At 41.7% G+C, this 20,206-nt stretch carries 14 protein-coding genes; 5 read left to right on the top strand and 9 right to left on the bottom strand.

Annotated elements, in window-relative coordinates; translation table 11 throughout:
- Positions 1–70 precede the first annotated feature (70 nt).
- The 4 genes from WFY05_RS02580 (at position 71) to WFY05_RS02565 (ending at position 5,880) form a co-directional block, all read left to right on the top strand.
- The gene (locus WFY05_RS02580) at positions 71–238 is read left to right on the top strand and encodes a hypothetical protein (RefSeq protein WP_340111158.1); all 168 of its coding nucleotides are present in this window, start codon (positions 71–73) and stop codon (positions 236–238) included.
- 253 nt (positions 239–491) lie between these two features.
- Positions 492–2,927, top strand: coding sequence for a mechanosensitive ion channel domain-containing protein (locus tag WFY05_RS02575; protein ID WP_340111157.1), 2,436 nt, complete (start codon positions 492–494; stop codon positions 2,925–2,927).
- A 296-nt stretch (positions 2,928–3,223) separates the two neighbouring features.
- Complete coding sequence (locus tag WFY05_RS02570) at positions 3,224–3,595, top strand: BlaI/MecI/CopY family transcriptional regulator (RefSeq protein ID WP_340111156.1); 372 nt, start codon at positions 3,224–3,226, stop codon at positions 3,593–3,595.
- Positions 3,592–5,880, top strand: coding sequence for a M56 family metallopeptidase (locus tag WFY05_RS02565; RefSeq protein ID WP_340111155.1), 2,289 nt, complete (start codon positions 3,592–3,594; stop codon positions 5,878–5,880). Before WFY05_RS02570 ends, WFY05_RS02565 begins: the two co-directional genes overlap by 4 nt.
- 104 nt (positions 5,881–5,984) lie before the next feature.
- Here WFY05_RS02565 and WFY05_RS02560 read toward each other — a convergent pair whose 3' ends face one another.
- From WFY05_RS02560 to gdhA, 6 genes are all read right to left on the bottom strand, one after another.
- Positions 5,985–8,600 carry a TonB-dependent receptor gene (locus WFY05_RS02560; RefSeq protein ID WP_340111154.1) on the bottom strand — a complete coding sequence of 872 codons (2,616 nt, stop codon included), beginning with the start codon at positions 8,598–8,600 and terminating at the stop codon, positions 5,985–5,987.
- A 79-nt stretch (positions 8,601–8,679) separates the two neighbouring features.
- On the bottom strand, positions 8,680–9,159 hold the full coding sequence (locus WFY05_RS02555) for a hypothetical protein (protein ID WP_340111153.1): 480 nt from the start codon (positions 9,157–9,159) through the stop codon (positions 8,680–8,682).
- Complete coding sequence (locus tag WFY05_RS02550) at positions 9,156–9,977, bottom strand: peptidylprolyl isomerase (RefSeq protein WP_340111152.1); 822 nt, start codon at positions 9,975–9,977, stop codon at positions 9,156–9,158. The genes WFY05_RS02555 and WFY05_RS02550 overlap by 4 nt, the downstream gene beginning before the upstream one ends.
- Before the next feature lie 54 nt (positions 9,978–10,031).
- Positions 10,032–10,667 (bottom strand): DNA-3-methyladenine glycosylase family protein, encoded by a 636-nt coding sequence (locus WFY05_RS02545; protein ID WP_340111151.1) that lies wholly within the window; start codon positions 10,665–10,667, stop codon positions 10,032–10,034.
- A gap of 422 nt (positions 10,668–11,089) precedes the next feature.
- Positions 11,090–13,489, bottom strand: coding sequence for a TonB-dependent receptor (locus WFY05_RS02540; RefSeq protein WP_340111150.1), 2,400 nt, complete (start codon positions 13,487–13,489; stop codon positions 11,090–11,092).
- A gap of 137 nt (positions 13,490–13,626) precedes the next feature.
- Positions 13,627–14,982 carry an NADP-specific glutamate dehydrogenase gene (gene gdhA, locus WFY05_RS02535; RefSeq protein WP_340111149.1) on the bottom strand — a complete coding sequence of 452 codons (1,356 nt, stop codon included), beginning with the start codon at positions 14,980–14,982 and terminating at the stop codon, positions 13,627–13,629.
- Positions 14,983–15,216: 234 nt separating this feature from the next.
- Between gdhA and leuS the strand changes: the two genes are divergently transcribed.
- Positions 15,217–17,868 carry a leucine--tRNA ligase gene (gene leuS / locus WFY05_RS02530; RefSeq protein WP_340111148.1) on the top strand — a complete coding sequence of 884 codons (2,652 nt, stop codon included), beginning with the start codon at positions 15,217–15,219 and terminating at the stop codon, positions 17,866–17,868.
- Positions 17,869–17,940: 72 nt separating this feature from the next.
- On the opposite strand, the gene WFY05_RS02525 is transcribed toward leuS, so the two are convergent.
- The 3 genes from WFY05_RS02525 to WFY05_RS02515 form a co-directional block, all read right to left on the bottom strand.
- Positions 17,941–18,309: a DsrE family protein gene (locus tag WFY05_RS02525; protein WP_340111147.1), complete on the bottom strand. Its 369-nt coding sequence runs from the start codon at positions 18,307–18,309 to the stop codon at positions 17,941–17,943.
- 36 nt (positions 18,310–18,345) lie between these two features.
- A complete protein-coding gene (locus WFY05_RS02520) occupies positions 18,346–18,999 on the bottom strand; it encodes a cysteine dioxygenase (RefSeq protein ID WP_340111146.1) in 654 nt (217 codons plus the stop codon).
- 102 nt (positions 19,000–19,101) lie between these two features.
- A complete protein-coding gene (locus WFY05_RS02515; protein WP_340111145.1) occupies positions 19,102–19,962 on the bottom strand; it encodes a helix-turn-helix domain-containing protein in 861 nt (286 codons plus the stop codon).
- Positions 19,963–20,206: the final 244 nt, after the last annotated feature.

Raw genomic sequence — 20,206 nt, 5'->3', positions numbered from 1 at the left:
GATCTTTATTTAATTGATTCTTAATAGTTTTTCCAAACTCTTTTTATAGTTTTACCCAAAACTCAAGCACATGAACATTAAAGAACAAATTCAGGAAATCAAGCAGGACCCCGTCGTTAAAACCTTGTGTATTATAGCCGCCATTATTGGAACAATGATTTTGTTAATGAGTCTTGACGAACAATTCAATTTGTTCGGGCAGGGAATTGGCAGTCCCATTTATAAGTTGTTCCACTAGAAAAAAATTATTCCAGATTGATATCTATATTCCGGTGTTTAGCTTCACCTTTTATTTAATCATGTTTCAGATAGGTTACTACATCATGTTCTGGCCTTTCAAAATTGAATGTTCTCTTCACACCTTCGTTAAAATGGCAGATGTTTTCAAACGTCACAAAATTCCTGGTTTCGCAAAATACTGTGTTGGTTTTACATTAATCATGAATTCACTACATTTGTTAAAACACTTTGCCTAACGAACAGCGCCAATAATGAATATTAAATATGCAAAGTTAATCACTATTCTTGTCTTGATGCTCCCGTTCGTGTTGCAGGGACAGGACATTCTTACAACTGAGAATGATGAAATAGCCCGGAATGATTCCACAGTAGTAGAAAAGCAGCAATATTATAAAACTGCTGAAATTATATACGAAATTGAAACGGTTAACCGCTACGTAAAAGATAGACGTAAGCAGATTGAGTCATTTCAAAATGTTAGTGAAATAGATTCATCGTTTAGTAACCTGAGTGTACGAATCAATAAGGAATTTGATGATTTCAACAGTTTTTATAAGCCGGATTTGTCAAAATTTTTTCTGCAAAATACAAAACGTGTTTGGCTGAGTTACAGATTTCAGCTTGTCAAATGGCAAGCTGATCTCTCAAAGCGCATTCAGAATTTGATGCAGATCTCTAATCAAATCAAGGAAAAGGAAACAAAATGGAGCACAATTTCAAATCAAATCGGCGAGCAAAATATACCCCAGCAAATAAATAACAGAATTTTAGATGCAGTAGATAAATTACATGCACTTGAGAAACAATTATTTGAAGTAGTCGGAACCCTTTCTGAACTAGACTCGCGAATAATTGACCAGCTTATTGAGGTCGATAAATATATCGAGAGTATTGAAGAACTGCATAAAAGTTATCGGGAGAATTTGTTCAAATCCACGCATCCTGTAATTTGGGAAATTCATTTAACTGACACTTTTGAAGGAACAGTTGGCTCACGTTTGAAAAAGGTTTGGTATGAAAACACAAAATCCCTAAGACACAGTATTTTATCTTATCTAGGCTATTTTAATGAATTAATTCTATGGAGTTTCTTCATAATTGTTGTAGTGCTGGGATTGCGGTTCCTATATTTCAGACAACATCCTTCTAAACGCTTGTCTCAGGAAAATGATATTACTGAACTGATTATCCGTCATCCAGCAGTTGTTATAATTTATCTGATTCTTTTTGTCTTTTCACTTCAATTCAAGAATCTACCGCTGGCTTTAACTGGTCTTAGGTCGCTTATCATATTGATCTGTACCTATTTTCTGCTTCGTTCTTATATTTCGACACTTGGCCGAAGACTAATCATCACTTTTATTGTTTTACTGATAATCAACAAAAGTGAAATTGTATTTTGGTATTTCGGCGACTATGCCCGTCTGTATCTTATTTTGGAAGCGGTAACAGGAATTGTACTAATATCGCAATTTATCAACTGGCGGTTTAAATGGAATATATTCACAGGTTCAAGGTACAAGCTTGTTGTAGATCTGCTCAAATACCCGGTTTTTTCCTTATATGCGATTGGTCTTATCAGTAATATTTTGGGGTATCAGAATCTAACTGTTCTATTCTTGAATATTGGCACTCAGGCATCTTATACCATCATCATAATAATAGGTGCCTGGGAAATAAGTAGAAGCGGTGTCTATACTTTATTCGAGGTATTAACCCGTTTGGGAAAACAGAAACCGTACCAATATCTGCCTTTGCTAAAAAAAAGGCTGTCCCAGTTTTTTTTCCTCTTTTTTGTATTGATCGGATTCTATACATTTTTGGTAATTGTAGAGCTGGATGTACCTTTTTACGAAAGGTTAGGGCTATTTTTAAGTACCGATCGGCATGTGGGGAGCTTCACATTCACTTATGGTTCCATTTCTCAGTTTATAATTATAATGTTAATTACCTGGGGAATAACAAGCATTATTAAAATTGCATTCGACGAAGGGAATTTTAAGCGCACGCAAAGATTGAGGGGGATTCCGGCAGCTATCTCGATAACTTTACGCTTGACTGTTGCCATGGCTGGCTTTTTACTTGCACTCTCAGGTGCCGGTATCGATCTTACAAAGATCAGTATTATGCTCGGCGCCTTTAGTGTGGGTATTGGATTTGGCCTGCAGAACATTGTGAACAACTTTATTTCAGGATTGATCCTGATATACGAACGCCCCATACAGGTGGGAGACACCATTGAAATGAATACCTTAATGGGGGAAGTCAGAAGTATTGGCATTCGCAGCAGCAATGTAAGAACATTTGATGGAGCAGAAGTGGTTGTTCCCAATTCTATACTGGTTTCCGACCAGTTGATTAACTGGACACTGTCAGACGAGAAACGCAGGATAGAGATTGTTGTCGGGGTAAAATACGGTACCGATCCCGTACAAGTAATTGCGATTCTGAAACAGGTGGCCGATGAACATCCATTAGTTAGGCAAGATCCCGAACCCCGAGTGTTGTTTAATGAATTTGCCGACAGTTCGCTTAATTTCCGCTTATTGTGCTGGGTATTGTTTGAAAATGGCATTCAAACCAAAAGCGACCTTGCCGTGGCCATCGATAAAGCGTTTAAAGAGAATAACATCGAAATTCCTTTTCCACAGCTTGATTTACATGTTAAAGATACTCCTGACAAGTAAAGATCTGTCTGTAGACAGCTTTAATATTCTGCATCCTGTATAGACGAGCCGTACGTAAGGTGTAAGTTAGTGTAATGTTATACCGTTGAGGTGCTGGTTAAAATTTATGTAATGTTTTTTTCGACTCATTTATTAAGTGGACTAGGTTTAAATAGGTGCGTTTCGTAAATGCTTAACTATGTGTTATAGTTTATAAACTATAAAAAATAGTTGCATAACTAAAAAATATAGTTATATTTGTTTCGAATAGTTCGAAGTTTTGCTATTTGTGTCCATAAATCTCAAAATCTGGAGAAATGAAAAAACTAACGCAAAAAGAAGAAGAAATACTAAGTCTGTTTTGGGAGAAAGGCCCGATGTTTGTGAAAGAAGTCAAAGAATTTTATACCGATAAAAAACTGCATTACAATACATTGTCGACCATGGTTCGGACACTCGAAGAAAAGGGTTTTGTAAGCCATGAGCAGTTTGGAAATACGCATCGCTATTTTGCGACCGTTACAAAAGAAGAATACAGCAAGGGCACTCTTGGAAATGTGGTAAAAAAGTATTTTAACAATTCGTACAAAAGTGTGGTGTCGCTGCTGGTTGAAGAGGAAAATCTTTCGGTGGAAGAGTTAAAAAATCTGATAGCAGACATTGAAAAACAGAAAAACGACTCAAAATGAATCCCTTTTTCGTTTGGCTCATAAAATCTTCAGTAAGTCTGGCCTTATTGTTTGCACTGTTTAAAATTACGGTTAGCAACGACAAAATGCACAAGTCGAACCGTTTTGTTTTGCTAGGAATAATGGCACTATCAGTCCTTCTTCCCTTGTTGAATTTTCAACTCTTTTACGAAGACATACAGGTAAAACCGGTGGCCATATTTCGCGAAATAGTTTCTACTCCGGTGTTTACAGATTCAGTTGGTGTTGAGGCAGTTCAACAGCAGATTGAGCCGGTTCATGTCCTGGTCAATCCCTGGCATGTAGTATACGGTTTGGCGATTTTGGCGCTGCTTATCCGCTTAATAGCCAGCATTGTTCAGGCAGCAAAAATGGTAAGGCGTGCCGAAAAACAACGCTTGCAAAAAATAGTCCTGGCCGTTGTAAAAGATCTCATTCAACCTTTTACATTTCTGAATAAAATTGTCTTGTCGGAAAAAGATTATGTTGAAAACAAAGAAATAGTGGTAGCTCACGAATATGCACACATCAAGCAATTGCACGGCATTGATTTACTGATTTGCGAGTTGTTTACCGTGTTGCACTTTTTTAATCCCTTTATGTGGTTACTGCGTCGAGATCTGAAATTAATTCACGAATACCAGGCCGATGAGGCCGTATTAAATAAAGGCATCGATGCACAAGAATACCAGTTACTGGTATTGGAGAAAGCAGTTGGCGAAAGACGTTTTGCCATGGCAAATTATTTTACTCAACATCCCATTAAAAAACGATTAAAAATGATGACGAAATCAAAACATCGACGTTGGGCCGGAGTGAAGCTGATTCTCTTTGTGCCCTTAATAGCAATGCTTTTACAGGCATTTGCACGACCCGAAATTCTTGTTGAAAAGGCCGGTGAACTTTTGCCGGCGATCAATCAACAAGACGATTCTAAAGCCTGGATTGACAGCTGGGTAAATAACAGTATGCAGCTTATTACGGATGAATCTTTCCTGAATACAGCAAGTAACAATAAAACAAAGCATGTAGTAAGTATTGTAGATTCAGATGTGTCTGTCAGCGAGGAGGGAACATTTACAAAGAGTAATGTTTTTATCATTCTCCAAAACAGCAAAGGTGAATTACTGGTCGAAGATGAACGGCTTCAGTTGAAAGATTTGAAACCGAATGTTGAAGCTTTTCTTAGAGGTAAAAATACTTTAACAGGTGAAGTGCCCGATTTTAAATTAGTAGATTTGCCGCATGTAGGGAAGGCGAAAATAAGTGAAGGAGTAATACTTTACCGGATGGATGTTGCAACTCCGCAAAACTCAACCAGGGCAGTTTTAACCGACATTGCAGAGGCTGTTTTAAAGGTGAGAAACGATGTAGCACATGAAAAGTTTGGAGAAGATTACTTTTCGCTGTCATCCAACGAGCAAGATGTAGTAGATAAGCTTGTTCCCGACAATATTTCGTTTGCCAGTCCGAAAAGAATGAAAGTTAAGCCACCACCACCTCCGCCTCCAGAAGCTGTAGAACTAAAAGTGGCAAAAGACGGCAGCATTTATGTCGGTAATTTCTATAAAGCACCAAAGGCAAAAGGTGGGAAATGGCAATTAATCGAAAATAAGAAAGTAACAAAAGAAAAACTCAGGAACTATTTAACCGAAAGAAATTCAATGGCGGCCGAAATGACTAAACAATACAATCGAAAGTATGAACAGCGTGTAAATGTTGCGATTGAAGTAGGGGCTACCGATAAGCAGGTGAATGAACTGAAAGAATTGTTGCGTAGTTTGAAGATTCAGCATATTAACTATACTTCTGAGCAGATCATTCCGAAAAGTGAATCAGGAACAGGTGGTGTTGAATATTTTAAAAGCAGCTATGTTAAAATTAATGATGCAACTTATCAGTTGCAAAGTGCGATCCTAGGGAATGAATCTTCAAACGAAAATGGCAAATTTGAGCTTGATTTATTTTCGGACCAGTTTGATAAGAAAATTGCTTTATACTTTTTAAGTTTAAAATCAACTACTAAAGAAGAAGTAGAAAAAGGATCTTACATCTATTCTTCAAATGGTTTTAATAGCAGAGGAAACAATACTTTTTGGGGGAAGGTTGCCATCCAGGGGAAAGAGTACGACATTACGAGAGGAACTGTTGAAATAGAAGATAATTCAACCAATAGAATTAAGGCCAACTTTAATATTGTTCTATCTGACGGAACCAAAATGTCAGGTCGTTACAATAATACGGTTACTTACAAAGATTGGAGAAAGTCTACTGCAAGTAACTGATGGATTATAGTTAAGTGATTCCCTGAAACCTGATTATTTTACTAAATATCTCATATTAGTTGCCTGAAAAGCCCGGAGCCGGGCTTTTTCTTTTTTTACAGTTCTCAGTTATATATCCTTGAACGACGTTTTTCCTTTTTACTAAAATTCCAGGTGAGTTTAGCACCAACCATTCTGGGTGGGCCAGGCACAAATGTGGGCGCACCGAACAAGCTTCCTGTATTTCCCGCGCTGGTAATAAATTGTTCGTCCAGCACATTGGTAGCCCAAACCGAAAAAATAATGTTGGGATCCGACATGGCAATTCCGCCGTTGATATTCAATGTGCCATAAGCATCCTGTTCCAGTCCCGGAGTGTTGGCATCTTCGAAAAAGATGTGCGATTTCCAGGCATACGAAGGAGTAACAAATAATTTTATGGTGGGCAGAATATTTATGCGTGCGCTAAAGCCGGCATTAAAGCTATGTTCGGGTGCCATCCGAAAAACATTGCCCGAATATTCCTGTGCCGATCCATTAACATCGGTGGAATCGAAAGCCGTTTTCAGCCAGGCATAGTTAGCAAAAAAGTCGAGTTGTTTTATGATGGCTACTCTCAGATTCGCTTCGGCACCATAAGATGTTGCTTGTCCGCTGTCCTTAAATTTCAGGTTGAATTCTCCGCTTTCAGGATCGGCTTCCCAGGCCTGTGTCTGGAAATTCTTGTACAGCTGATAGAATCCCGTAACATCAACGTAAACCCGGTCGAAATAAACGCCTTTCACACCCAATTCAAAATTATCCAGTATTTCGGCATCCAGTATTTCTTCCTCACCGCTTGAGGTGAACTGCAACACATTCGGCCGACGTCCGCGGGCATAGTTGGCAAATACATTACCGTATTCGTTAAAGCGGTATTTCAGACCTCCGCGCCAGGTAAACGAAATGGAACTTTTCTTGATCTCTTGCCGATCGTTTGGAAGAAACAGTACATTGGGGTAATTACCGGTAAAAGAGCCAAGAGTTGAAGCTTCGCCACCGGCAAAGCTAGCTTCGTTGGCCAGCTTGTATCGGTCGTACACACCGCGTATTCCTGCCGAAACAAAGATTTTGCGGGTGAGTTGATAAGTAATATCCAGAAATGCTTCGGCAGCCATGTTTTTAGCCTCGCTGTAATTTTCTTCCTGGTGAGAAGTTGGCAGCGGAATGTAAATGGTAGTATCCAGTTCCGGATCGTAACTCGGAATGGCTTGAATTGATAAAGGTTGTCCGCTATTATCGACCAGCGGCATTGGCGGACTGGCCAACAAGAGGTTGGCCAAATGCTGTTCGTTGGTAGAAAACCAGTAACGCTGATCCGCCTTTTCGCGCCAGTAACTTGCGCCAAGCACACCGTTCAAGCGGCTGTTCGAAAAATTACCCCTGATCTCCTGGTAAAACTGCGAAGCGCTGCTGGTTTCTGCCATGTCGATAGCAGCCGATGCTGTTCCGTCGCCATCCCATCGGGCATTGGCATCTAGTTTTCGATACGAGGTAATTGAAGTCCAGTAATTCTGCTCGTTAATGTAAAAGCGGTAATTCAGGGTAGCATCAAAAAGTTCTTTACCGGTTCCCAGGTTGTTACCTTGTTCGTGCGATGCTGCACCACTAAAAATACCAATGTCGCCATTTGTATTTGGAAGATCGCCCGGCATAAAGGCAATGCCCGGTGTATTATCTTTTTGATAGTTCAATACCAGGTTGGCCCGGTGGTTCCAAGCTGGTCTGAAACGTGTGGAGAACCTTCCGGCGAGTGTTTCTTTTCCCATCAGCTTTCCACCCAAAGTATTTTCAATATAACCATCGCGGGTGCTGTAAATTCCTGCTGCACGAACCATTAATACATCCTCAAAAATGGGAACATTTACAAAACCGCGAACTTCCTTTTGGCCGAATTCGCCAATGCCTGCTGTTAAACTTCCGTACAAATCGCTGGTTGGCATTTTACTGACGTAGTGTAGGGCACCTGCTTGTGCACCTCTTCCGAACAAGGTGTTTTGTGGTCCTTTCATTATTTCAACACGTTCCATGTCGTACAATTCGAGTGAGGCGCCACTGGCCCGGTTAATAGGTACGCCATTAAAATATACCGATACGCGTGGTTGTGCGCTGGGACTGACTTCATCGCTGGTTAATCCGCGAATGACAAAAGTCGGGCGGTTGGCACCCTGCTCGCGAATGTACAATCCTGGGACAAATTCGCTCAACTGGCTGAGTTCGGTAATGTTTGATTGTTCCAATGTATTGTCCGTTATCGATGAAATGGCTGTGGGAACATCCATGATTTGCTGTTCGCGTTTTTGAGCATTTACCAGAACCGGCTCGAGATGGACATTGTCGAGTTGCATCATTACATTCTTCTCGTTTTGTCCGGTCCGCAGAATTATATCTACGGTGTGCGTTTCGTACCCGATATAGGAAACCCTTACGCGGGCTCGCCCTGTAACAAGTCCTTGTATCAGGTATTCGCCATCTTCGTTTGTATTTACTCCTTTGCTTGTTCCGTCAACGGTAACATGGGCTCCCGGAAGCGGAACATAATTCTCGTCGTAAACAGCACCCCGAACAAAAACAGGTGGCAATTCGCGCGATACCGATTCTGTATTGCGGTATTTACGTTTTACCTGACCTCGTTTTTTGGCCTGGCCGTAGGTGGCCGACGAAAATATAAGTACGATTAATGCAGAAAGGAGAAATCTCATAAGTAAAGTTTTAATGCTACCATAAATAACGCAAAAGTTGGAGTATTAATATATGGAGAATTTTGTGCCCGGTGAAATATTACCTGTGAGGAACTGAAAAAACCGGCATTTTCAGCCAGATTGAAAATTCATCGAGGCTTTGTTGTCCCATTTCCGGAGTTTTGCAGGTTTTTATTTCAATGCCGGGTCGTTTGGCTTTGTTGACCAGGTAGATCCTGTATTCCATCTTGTCGGAAGTGTTAACACGATTCGAGCGGCTGTACATGGTATACACCTTTTTCATGGGTACCAGTGTAACTCCGAGGTAATCGTCCAGCTTTCGCCATCGTCCCGTTTTAATCAAACCGAAATGCTTGTTGTACGACCTGAATTTTCGGGTTTCGGTATCGATTTCAGCACCAGAAAAAGTGGCAAACAGATACCAGGCAATAAACAAGTTGAAGGATGCAAGTACCCACTGTGAAGCAATTAAACACAAGATGCCTGTAATGACAAATATCAACCCGAAGAAAATATAAGGGCCTGTGAGGAAAGGTGATGTTTTGTTATTGATCTTCATTCTTCGAGTATCCGGGCACTTATAATTCTAACATCATTCAGTGGGCGATCAAGCGAATCTACCGGCTGAGCTGCAATCGAATCCACAATGTTCATCCCCTGAATTACTTCCCCAAAAACGGTGTAATTCTGATCGAGGTGGGGAGCACCGCCATTGGTTTTATAAACTTCACGATGAGCTTCAGGATAGGAATACGGTTCGAAATTGGTGTAATTTTTTCCACCCGACTGAATGCTGTCGATCCATCTCATGTAAGCTTGTTCATTTTCGTTTCTCATGGCCATTTCAAAAGAATCGCGAAAGGCCTTGTTTGCCGGATCGTTAATGAAATAATGTTCCGCTAGCCAGTTATTGATCCTTTTTTCGGAGCGATCGAGCGTGTTGTCGTTCTGAACTTTTCCCTGAACGATAAAGAACTGAGAACCGGCCGATGCACGGTCAGGATTATTGTCGCGGGCAGCATTTAAAGCTCCGCGTTTATGGAAAAGTTGGGCGTTTATCTCGGCCGGAATGGTGTAATCTGGTCCTCCGTTTCCGAGGGCTTCTCTGGGTTTTGCATTTTTGCTGTTGGGATCGCCCGACTGAATTCCAAAACCCTCAATCACCCGGTGAAATAGCATGTCGTCGAAATAACCTTCTTTTACCAGCTTTACAAAATTATCGCGGTGCAGAGGAGTTTCATTCGATAATTCAAGAATAACATTTCCGTAAATGGTAGTCAGTTCAACTTTTACAGCTTGTTGTTCGCTGTGTTTTTTTGATGAAGAACACGAATAAATCAGGAACAGAAAAAGTGCAAGGAATTTGAGATAGGACATGGTTTTGTTGTTGTTGATTTTCAAAACTACAAAATTTGGGCCTTTCAATCGGATTTATTCCAGTGTTAATTTACGCTTTTCAATGTAGGCATGCCACAAAATATAAGTCGCCACAGAACGATAAGGAGAGAAACGCTGCATGTATTTCACGATTTCTTCTTTCGACGCCTTAGTCGGAACAAGCGTGAGTTCGTAAACCGCTTTAATGGTTGCCAGATCGCCCGGGGGGAAAATATCCGAAAAGTGAAGGCTCATTAGTACATACATATCTATGGTCCAGTGTCCGATCCCTTTCAGATGAATTAGTCTTTCACGAATTTGCTGCTCATTGAGTCGATTGATTTCATTCAGGTCGAGCCGACCTTCCGCAATTTCTTCAGCGAGTAAACGGGTATATTGAATTTTTTGCCGGCTGAAATAACATTCACGGAGTTCCTGGTCGCTAAGTTTAAGGAGGTTTTCGGGTGTTACTTCCTGGATGCGATCAAGCAGTTTCAGATAGGCGGCTTTTGCCGATGCCAGCGAAACCTGTTGCTCGAGGATCGTAAGTACCAGTGTCGGAAAATTTGGTTCGCGGTGCCAGAAAGGCGGGTAGTCGTGTTCAGCGATCACCGCTGCAAGCTTGGGCTCATTTTCGGTACACCAGTCGCAAAGCAGTTTAAACTCGGCTTCGTTTTTAATTTTCTTCATGCCCTAAAATAGAACTTTCATGTTTCAAAGGAATCAACAACAGAGATGAAAGTGAATTTTAATTGCAGCTTTTTTACCCTCTCTCCTGTCTCTCCCTTCGATAATGGAGAGACGATCCCTTCATACACAACAAAGGTTAAGCTGATTAATTGATCTGATTGAGGAAAGATACACTGGCCAATCGTCCTTACTTGCTTGCAGGGAAGGATTAGAGGATGGGTACAATTGAACTATGAATGGATAGACTTTGAAATCAAAAAAAGGGAGACAACACGTGTCTCCCTTCGAAGGCAATACCGAATTAAATAAATTAAATCTTTCTCTAAGATTTTCTGCCTTCTGCCTAAAAAAACGACAATAAGCGTTTTTTAGTATTGTTGAATTTGTCTTTGTTATTCTGTCCGGACGGATATCTCCGGAATTCAGAGCTTTATCATGGCCGAAAAAATAAAATTGATTCCCGGCGAAACAATCCCCGATGAATACGGACGGTATCTTTTGTCTAAAATATTTTCGACACCTCCGCTCAAAGTTATTTTCTGGTTGACTTTGTAATTTGTTTTCATATTCAGCGTCCACCACGACGGCGAATAAGGATTTCCGTTTTCATCGGGTACGTACAAATGCGATTTTGCCTGTTCGTCGGGTGCCAGTTCGTCAAAATCGAGTTTCCCGTTATAATTAGTGTACAAATCGATGTACCAAAGTTGATTTTCGTATATGAGGTGGGAACTGCCAAAAGTAGGCGGTACATGCCTGATCGGATAGCCTTCAGAATCTTCACCTTTTGTGAGGCTGATGTCGTGACGCGTTCTCCAGTGGTGATTGAATAAGAATTCCAGATTGATATTCAGACCATAAATCTTTGCTGATTCTGCATTTACCAGTGCTTCTACTTTGCTCATTTCGCCATCATAGAGAATTGAGTCGGTGCCCAATCCACTGTATGCTCTTCGAACCATGGCATCTTTCAGCCAGGTATAAAATCCGGTGAATTCAATTTTCATGCGGTTATTAATATTTCGCAGAACGTTCACTTCAAAATTACGGGCATATTCGGGTTTCAGATCGGGATTGGGAACGACAACATTCCCGGGTTCCGAGTCGAAAACTTTGGCTACATCGTCGATGTTAGGCGATCGGAATCCGGTGGAACCATGAAGGTTGATCTGCCAATTGGGCGTCGGATGCCAAACCAGTCCAAGGTTGCCGTTAAAAGCCGAGTTCTGCATGTCGAATCCGTCGAACGGAAAATTGTAAAACTTCGGATCAAAACTCCCTTCAAGCTGGGTCATGGTAAAGCGAGAACCCATGTGGAAAAGAACCTTTGGGCTGATATTATATTTAAACGAAGAATAAGCTGCAATGCTTTTATAATTTGATCCGTCGGGATAACGCGAAGCGATTTCTTCGCTTTCGTTGTTTAAAAGATTGTTGGAGATCCCGTTTGATCCTACTTCGTTCAGGTAGGCTTCAACGCCGTAAAACAAGTCGGCTTTCCTGTCAAATTCCTTTCCAAAATCAAGGTTAAATGAAAAAATATCGAGCTCTTCGGTTCTGCTTTGTAGCCATTCGTTATTCACTTTACGGTCGTGCCTACTTTCGACGTAATGCTGATAGCCCAGCAGTAAACTCATTTTGTCGAACAGCAGGTGCGACTGGCTGTAATTCATTCTGCCTGAAAACATCGACCATTTTTGAGGTCCGTAATACCAGTCAGCATATTTCAGTTGATTGTCACTGTACTGAATCAGTCGGTCGTAACGCGGTATGTCACTGGTTTGCGAGTGATGGCCACTCAGCATAAAATCCCACTTTTCGTTGGGGCGATACCTCAGTTTACCCATGGCATTGAACTGGCTGTATCCGGTGTATTTCTGAATTTTATTGTTATCGTTTTGAATAACTCGGTCGGTTCCCGTATACTTCTCATCCGAAACATATTCAGGCCGAAGGTATTCATCGCGGCCCGAACTGCCCATTCTTAGGTCGTCGAAATCGGTAAAACTCGAACTAAACACAGCTGCCCATTTTTGTCCACCAACATTATACGAACCATGAATTGTTTTCTCGAAGTTGGCACTCGAGTAACGCGAATACACCTTCCCAAATGATTCATTTTTTTCGCCTGTAGAAAGTTTTGGCAAGAGTGTATTAAAACTCATTACACCACCCAGGGCATCGCTTCCGTAAATCACAGAACCGGGGCCAAAAATTACTTCGGTATTTTCGAGGCTGTTAGCATCAACCGAAATTACGTTGTGCAGGTTTCCGCTTCGGTAAATGGCGTTATTCATTCGAATTCCGTCAACCACAATCAGAACGCGGTTGGCCGAAAATCCCCGTATCATCGGGCTTCCGCCACCCATCTGACTTTTCTGAATGAAAATTCCCACTTTCGTCCCGAGCAGATCGGCTGTTGTTTGGGGGGAGTAATTCACCAAATCTTCAGGACCGATTGTTTCGATTAACTGCGGTGTCTCTGATTTTGTTTCTGCCCAGCGATTAACGGAAACGACTACTTCGTCAATTTTAATGGGATTTTCGATCAGCATAATGACATTCTCATGTTTCCCAATTTTATCGCGAGTACTACTTGTTGTTAAGTAAGAGGAATGTTTGAATTTTATGGGTTCTCCAATGTTATAACCTTCCAGGCTGGCAATTCCTTTATCATCGGTTTGTGTGGTGAATTGCTGCGAGATCAAAAGTACACCTTCAACAGGTTCTCCTGTTTTTGCATCAACCACCTTAACGGTGGTTTGACTAAATACAAAATGGGAGAGGAAAAGAAATAAGAATGTTACGAATTGCTTCTGCATAAAAAAGAATAAAGGATTTGGTTCATCTTGGCGCCGAAATAACAAAAATCGTACCTTATTATCGAATAATTGGGGTAACTAACAAAAAAATCCGAACTGCCTTAACAGTCCGGATTCACTTAACAGGTTAGTCAGCTTTAAACCAATCCCTGAGCCATCATGGAATTGGCTACTTTCACAAATCCTCCAATGTTTGCGCCTTTCACATAATTTGTGAAGCCCGAGGATTCGCTACCATATTTTACACACATCTGGTGAATGTTGATCATGATGGAATGGAGTTTATTATCCACCTCTTCACGGCTCCAGGCTAAACGCATGCTGTTTTGTGTCATTTCAAGTCCCGATACGGCTACACCTCCTGCGTTAGCTGCTTTACCGGGGCCGTACAGTATTTTGGATTTCAGAAAATGGTGAACCGCATCTTCAGTACTTGGCATGTTGGCACCTTCTGCTACCACAAAACAGCCATTGCTTATCAATGATTCAGCATCTTTAAGATGAATTTCATTTTCGGTGGCACAAGGAAGTGCAACATCACATTTCACGCTCCACGGTCGTTTCCCATCGAGGTATTGCACCCCGTATTTATCGGCGTATTCCCTGATCCTTCCGCGATGAACATTTTTGAGTTCCATTACATAAGCCAGCTTTTCATTGTCAATTCCATCCGGATCATGGATCGAGCCGCTGGAATCGGATAAGGTAACAACTTTTCCACCCAGTTCAATCACTTTCTGGCAGGCAAACTGAGCCACATTTCCCGATCCGGAAATGGCAACGGTTTTACCCTTAAATGATTCGTTACGTGTTTTCATCATTTCTTCAGCAAAATATACCGTTCCGTAACCCGTAGCTTCAGGGCGTATCAGCGAACCTCCCCATTCCACACCTTTACCGGTAAGCACACCTGAAAATTCGTTTCTTATTCGTTTGTACTGTCCGAAAAGAAATCCGATCTCACGTCCTCCAACTCCAATATCACCGGCCGGAACATCGGTGTATGGGCCAATGTGCCGTGACAGTTCAGTCATAAAACTCTGGCAAAAGCGCATGACCTCGTTATCCGATTTGTTTTTCGGGTCGAAATCCGATCCGCCTTTACCGCCACCCATGGGTAAGGAGGTTAAACTGTTTTTCAGTACCTGTTCGAATGCTAAAAACTTAAGGATGCTCTGATTTACCGTGGGGTGAAAACGCAAACCACCTTTATAAGGACCAATGGCGCTGTTCATTTCAATACGAAATCCCCGGTTAACGTGAATGTTTCCCCGGTCGTCAGTCCAGGGCACTCGAAACTGAATGATACGCTCGGGCTCGGCCATTCGTTCAAGAATTTTAGCGTGCATATAACGAGGATTATCCAGTAAAAAATCGGCTAAAGATTCTACTACCTCGTGCACAGCCTGGTGAAATTCAGGTTGTCCCGGGTCTTTGCTTTTTACGTAGGCCATGAAGTCATCGACAAAAGACTTGCGGTTGTTCGTGTTCATTGTTCTTTGTTTAGTATTTATGTAGTGAATTTACGAAAAATATTGCTGGTACTATATTGTTATTCAGCATGTTATTGTTGAAGGAAAACGTTGATTTGAAATCTATTTTTAATTTGAATTTTTAATTTCAAACTAATGAGTTCAATTTAGGTTGAATGTGTAATAACGTCTGCTACATCCAACAAAATATTTATCTTTGCGGCTTTAAATCAGAATCCTGTTCAATAAATAACAATGGAATATAAGTTCGCAGAAATTGAGCCGAAATGGCAAAAATATTGGGAAGAAAACAAAACATTTAAAACCGGCGACGACTTTTCGAAGCCAAAATATTATATCCTCGATATGTTTCCGTATCCATCGGGAGCAGGATTGCATGTGGGGCACCCGGAAGGTTACACGGCCACCGATATTCTGAGCCGTTACAAGCGAATGAAAGGTTTTAATGTGTTACATCCGATGGGTTACGACGCTTTCGGATTGCCGGCCGAACAATATGCCATTCAAACCGGTACGCACCCGGCGATCACAACGCAAAAAAACTGCGATAATTTCCGCCGGCAGATCAAAGCCATTGGTTTGAGTTACGATTGGGACAGGGAGATCAACACAACTGATCCAAAATATTTTAAATGGACTCAGTGGATCTTTAAGAAATTATATGACACTTATTTTGACGAGGAGCAGCAAAAAGGACGCCCGATATCGGAGTTGTCAGTTCCTGAAGAAGTAAAAGCTGAAGGTGAAGAAGCTGTCAAAAACTACATCAGCGAAAAAAGACTGGCCTATTACGATAACGCACAGGTTTGGTGGTGTAATTCGTGTAAAACGGTTTGTGCCAACGAAGAAGTGCTGACCGACGGATCGCATGAAAAGTGTGGTCACCAGGTGATACGAAAAAACCTGAAACAGTGGTTGCTGCGAATTCCGCACTATGGCGAGCGTTTGTTAAACGGCCTTGAAGAACTCGACTGGCCCGAAGGTGTAAAAGACATGCAACGCAACTGGATTGGAAAATCGACCGGAGCCGAGGTGGATTTTGCCATCGACGGTCTGGATAAAGACCTGCGGGTGTACACAACGCGCCCCGATACTTTATTTGGTGCCACTTATATGGTAATTGCGCCCGAACACGAACTGGTGAACGAAATTATAACCGAGGATAAAAAAGAATCGGTTGAAGCATACATAAAAGCTGCAGCTTTAAAATCTGATCTCGATCGTACGGATCTGGCCAAAGAAAAAACCGGGGTGTTTACCGGTCGTTATGCTATTAATCCGGTGAACAACGAGAAAATTCCGATCTGGGTAGCCGATTATGTTCTGATGGGATACGGAACCGGAGCTATTATGGCCGTTCCGGCACACGATACGCGCGACTTTGAGTTTGCCAAAGAATTTAATATCCCGATCAATTGCATCCTCGATCCAAAAGATGCGGAGAACCGCGATGAAATTCTCACGGGAGATGCTTGCTGGACCGAAGACGGAGAATACATCAATTCGGCAAGTGACCAGACCGGTGTTGATATTAACGGATTGAACAAAGCCGCCGGAATTCAGAAAATAGTGGCCTGGCTCGAAGGAAAAGACCTGGGAAAAGCTACGGTGAATTTCAAATTACGCGACTGGTTGTTTAGCCGTCAGCGCTACTGGGGAGAACCTTTCCCGGTGATTCACTGGGAAGATGGCGAAGTAAGTCTGGTGGAGAATGAAAACCTGCCACTCGAATTGCCTGAATTGGAAGAATACAAACCGAGCGAAAGCGGTGAATCGCCACTCGCTAATGCCGGTGATTGGCTGACTGTTATCGATAAAAACGGAAGAAAAGGACGCCGCGAGACGAATACTATGCCGCAATGGGCGGGTTCGTGCTGGTACTACCTTCGCTACATCGATCCGCACAACGAGGACAGCATCTTTGATGTGAAAAAAGAACAGTACTGGATGCCGGTGGATTTGTATATTGGCGGTGCAGAACATGCTGTGCTTCACCTGCTATACGCTCGGTTCTGGCACAAAGTGTTGTTCGATCTGAGCGTGGTTTCAACCGACGAACCTTTTCAAAAACTATTTAACCAGGGAATGATCCTGGCTTTTGCTTACGAAACTTCGACCGGCGCCAAAGTCTCATCTGATTTGGTGGAAGAAAAAGACGGTAAATATTTCCACACCGAAACTGGTGAAGAGTTGAAGCAGATTGTTGCTAAAATGTCGAAATCTCTTAAAAATGTAGTGAATCCCGATGATGTGATAGAACGTTACGGTGCCGACTCGCTGCGTTTATACGAAATGTTTATGGGACCGCTCGACGAGCGCAAACCCTGGGCTGAAAATGGCGTGAAAGGAGTGTTCAACTTCCTGGCGCGTGCCTATCGTTTCTTTGCTGTTCCCGAAAATATTGTGGAAGGAGAGGAAGACAAGGAAGTGGCAAAATTGTTGCATCAAACCATTCAGAAAGTAGGATCAGACATTGAAAGCCTGAAGTTTAATACCGGTATTTCGGCCCTGATGGTTTTCAATAATCTCGCCATCAAAAAAGGGAAAGTCAGCAAAACAACGGCTGAAACTTTTGCAAAGATACTGGCACCTTATGCGCCACACATGGCAGAGGAATTGTGGTCGCTGTATGGAAACCAGGAAACACTTGCATATGAGCCCTGGCCAATGGTTGATGAAAGTTTGCTGCAGGAAGATGCACATGAATACCCGGTATCGTTTAATGGTAAGGTGCGCTTTAAAATGGAATTGCCACTGGATATGCCAAAAGACGAAATTGAAAAAACGGTTTTGGCCGACGAGCGTTCTGCGAAATGGATGGAAGGCAAAACCGTACGCAAATTTATTTTTGTGCCTAAGAAGATCATTAACATCGCGATTGGTTAGAATCGCGGACGAAATAAAGAAAAGGGATGGTAGTTTTGCCATCCCTTTTTTCATGAAAAAAGCTGTTTTGTTTTAGAAACTTAATAATGCCGCTCCTTCTTTTACTCTTTCGTGTATCGCTACCGATCCTACGATCTTTACTCCTTCAACCAGGTCTTCTTCGCTGTAACCGCGTACTTTGGCACATGGCGGGCAAACACTTACATTGCAACCTGCATTGAATACATTCTGGATCATTTCTTTTATTGTCGGATCTTCCGGATTCGGGCGTGCTTTTTCAGCTGCACCTTTACGCACCCAGTCGATGGCTGAGCTAACCAGAAAGATTGAAACTTCCAGTCCGTTGTTAATACCTCCGTTAGCAATGCTCCATGCTACTGATGAACGTTCGTCGTCGTGACCTCTCGAAATAACTACTACTAATTTTTGTTTTGCTTTCATGATGATAAATTTTAATGATGAATACTATTTAAATGATTAAAAAATGTTTTCGTTCAATGTTTTTGGACTACCGGGAGTGTAGGCGTGTAGGCTTACTGCTGAAGATCCGAAAGGATTGCCAACGGCATGGTATCCAAGGCGGTCGTCAATATAGGCTATGCTGCCGGCCCGGTAACCGTTGGAACAAAGAATCCGCTGTTTCTCGTCTGCAGAATACCTCAGTTCTTCCAGTTTTCCGTGCAGTACTTTAAAAGCACATCCTCCGCTGGGGTGACCGTGAATGTCACTTACTTTTCCGGGTTTCCAGTGAATCAGTACAACCTTCATCCAGCGGTTGTCAACCAGGACATGACGGGTTTCTTTATTTTTCAGGAATCGTTTTAGCTGATCCCGGTCAAATCCGGATACCTGCTGCATTACCGGAACAAACTGAAGTGCTGAATTTGGTGCCTGCCGGTTGTAAAAAGTATTGAATAACTCGCGGCAAACTGTTGTAAGATTTGGCAGACTGCCGGTACTCATTGCAAGCGATGCTTCAGGAGTTAAGAGTTGGCTCCCGTCTGAATTGTAATTATTTGCCTGAATATTGTTGGTGTTTTCATGGCTTTTGTTCTGTGTACTTTCGTTACTAAAGAAAGGCGAGAATCCGTTGGCGGATGTTTTTGCTGTGGTGTAAATCAAGTTTTTCATAGCTCTCTGTTTTTGTTGATACAAAGTTGAGAACTATCTGATCATCAGGCTTTGCTAAAAAGTCCGAAGTGTTGACTATTTAGTTCAGAGGCAGAAAAATGATCAAAAAACCATCGATTTTTTGTATTCGGAAGGACTTTTGCCGGTAATTTTTTTGAATACACGGCTAAAATGGGATACGTCTTCAAACCCGGTTTCGTAAGCAATTTGAGTGACGCTTTGGCTGGAGTTGGCAATTATATTTGCGGCATGTTCAACCCGTCGTTTCTGAATCCATTTGCCGGGAGATTCCTGAAACAGCTGGCTGAATTCGCGTTTAAATGAAGATAAACTACGGTGTGAAAGCTCGGCAAAGTCTTCCAGTTTCAGGTTAAAACAGAAATTCTTTTCCATGATTTGTTTGATGGAAGGTTTGTCGGTTTCAGCCAGACTCTTGAAGTAGGTGCACAGGCTGCCATCGCAATTTATCAGATTTATAAGCAGCTCTTTTAATTTAAGTACAAGTATTTGATCGGGAGGTCGATTGATACCGCGGAAATATGTAAGCATCGAATTGAAATAGCCTTCAAGGTAATCCGAAGTGTTTACCATTCGCGCTGTGAATTCATCGGAGTTCTCGCCGGATTTTAAAACTACTTTTCCCTGAAGTTCAGAAATGGTTTCGCGGATAAGTTCGTCGGAAATAAAGAAACCCAACATGCAATACTCATCATCGAAATACTGATGAATAACTTCAGCACCTTTTTTCAGATAGAGCGTTTGTCCCGGAAGCAAAGTCCATTCCCCGTTTATGGTTTTATAGGTTTTCTTTCCACTCAGTACATAAACAAGGTAGTCGTTCCTTGAAAATATCCCGATCTGTTCGGCATCAATCGGGCAGGTGTATTCCAGACATACCGTCTCTCGGTATTGAAAACGGTTAAAATTCAAATTCTCTTTTACTATTTTATAAAAGTTGAGCACGGTGTGTATACTTGATGAATTACAATTTAATACAATAATGTCTTAAAATCAAATTAAAAACATGTAAGACAGGACTTTATATGCGAAATGATCAGTAAAAACTGGCCGTTTAATTGAAGTTGCTGCGTTAACTTATTTTTTACTCACGGAACCCATTTAACAGAAGATCGTATCGCTTTTTATGAAATTTTAAAATCCCTGACAATCATCAACTTTTATTCACAATTAAGGTCGTTCATTTGCG

The sequence above is a fragment of the Maribellus mangrovi genome, from assembly GCF_037646455.1.
Classification (GTDB): domain Bacteria; phylum Bacteroidota; class Bacteroidia; order Bacteroidales; family Prolixibacteraceae; genus Draconibacterium; species Draconibacterium mangrovi_A.
Note: the sequence above shows the minus strand (reverse complement) of the source record. Positions and strands in the feature narration are given on the sequence as shown.

What these genes read in the sequence shown, in the direction of transcription:
- WFY05_RS02565 (WP_340111155.1), top strand. Translation starts at nt 3,592, where the DNA reads ATGAATCCCTTTTTCGTTTGGCTCATAAAATCTTCAGTAAGTCTGGCC.
- leuS (WP_340111148.1), top strand. Translation starts at nt 15,217, where the DNA reads ATGGAATATAAGTTCGCAGAAATTGAGCCGAAATGGCAAAAATATTGG.
- WFY05_RS02520 (WP_340111146.1), bottom strand. Translation starts at nt 18,999, where the DNA reads ATGAAAAACTTGATTTACACCACAGCAAAAACATCCGCCAACGGATTC.
- WFY05_RS02540 (WP_340111150.1), bottom strand. Translation starts at nt 13,489, where the DNA reads ATGCAGAAGCAATTCGTAACATTCTTATTTCTTTTCCTCTCCCATTTT.
- WFY05_RS02525 (WP_340111147.1), bottom strand. Translation starts at nt 18,309, where the DNA reads ATGAAAGCAAAACAAAAATTAGTAGTAGTTATTTCGAGAGGTCACGAC.
- WFY05_RS02550 (WP_340111152.1), bottom strand. Translation starts at nt 9,977, where the DNA reads ATGTCCTATCTCAAATTCCTTGCACTTTTTCTGTTCCTGATTTATTCG.
- WFY05_RS02575 (WP_340111157.1), top strand. Translation starts at nt 492, where the DNA reads ATGAATATTAAATATGCAAAGTTAATCACTATTCTTGTCTTGATGCTC.
- WFY05_RS02555 (WP_340111153.1), bottom strand. Translation starts at nt 9,159, where the DNA reads ATGAAGATCAATAACAAAACATCACCTTTCCTCACAGGCCCTTATATT.
- gdhA (WP_340111149.1), bottom strand. Translation starts at nt 14,982, where the DNA reads ATGAACACGAACAACCGCAAGTCTTTTGTCGATGACTTCATGGCCTAC.
- WFY05_RS02545 (WP_340111151.1), bottom strand. Translation starts at nt 10,667, where the DNA reads ATGAAGAAAATTAAAAACGAAGCCGAGTTTAAACTGCTTTGCGACTGG.
- WFY05_RS02580 (WP_340111158.1), top strand. Translation starts at nt 71, where the DNA reads ATGAACATTAAAGAACAAATTCAGGAAATCAAGCAGGACCCCGTCGTT.
- WFY05_RS02570 (WP_340111156.1), top strand. Translation starts at nt 3,224, where the DNA reads ATGAAAAAACTAACGCAAAAAGAAGAAGAAATACTAAGTCTGTTTTGG.
- WFY05_RS02560 (WP_340111154.1), bottom strand. Translation starts at nt 8,600, where the DNA reads ATGAGATTTCTCCTTTCTGCATTAATCGTACTTATATTTTCGTCGGCC.